This is a genomic window from Aeromicrobium sp. PFPM2_SD2 (assembly GCF_057364525.1).
Window position 1 is genome coordinate 1 of the sequence record NZ_JBNFNZ010000843.1, and the last position, 504, is coordinate 504.

The following is a 504-nucleotide window of genomic DNA, read 5'->3' on the forward strand; positions in this document are numbered from 1 at the left end:
GACGACGAGCACGCTCGCACCCTAGTCGCGGGTGCGGGGCCCGGGCCGGGCGTCGTCCCCAGGCTCAGCGGCCGGCGAGCTCCTGCAGCGCCGCCTCGCGCAGGCTGTCGACCGTGACGCTCTTGCCCGTCATCAGCTCCACCTGCAGGGACGCCTGGTGGGCCAGCAGGTCGATGCCGGTCACGAGCGGGACGCCGTGCACCGCCGCGGTGGCGGCCAGGGCGGTCGGCCACGGGTCGTAGAGCACGTCGAACACGGCGCGTGACGCGTCGACCAGGTCGTGCGCGTCGTGGCGCACCACGTGGGAGGGGACGGTGGAGACCAGCAGGTCGACCTTGTCGACGAACGGGGCGTCGAACTCGCGCACCGTGACGTCGATCTTCTCGCCCCGGACCCGCTCGGCCAGCTCGGCGACGCGCTCGCGGTCGCGGACGACCAGCTCCACGTGCTCGAGGCCGCGCACGAGCAGGCCGTGCAGGAGCGAGCGCGCGGTCGCCGCCGGCC

At 74.8% G+C, this 504-nt stretch carries 1 pseudogene; it reads right to left on the bottom strand.

What is annotated here, in order from left to right:
- Positions 1-64: 64 nt before the first annotated feature.
- A pseudogene (locus AC2W7G_RS18430) lies at positions 65-504 on the bottom strand (shikimate dehydrogenase); the annotation flags it as partial.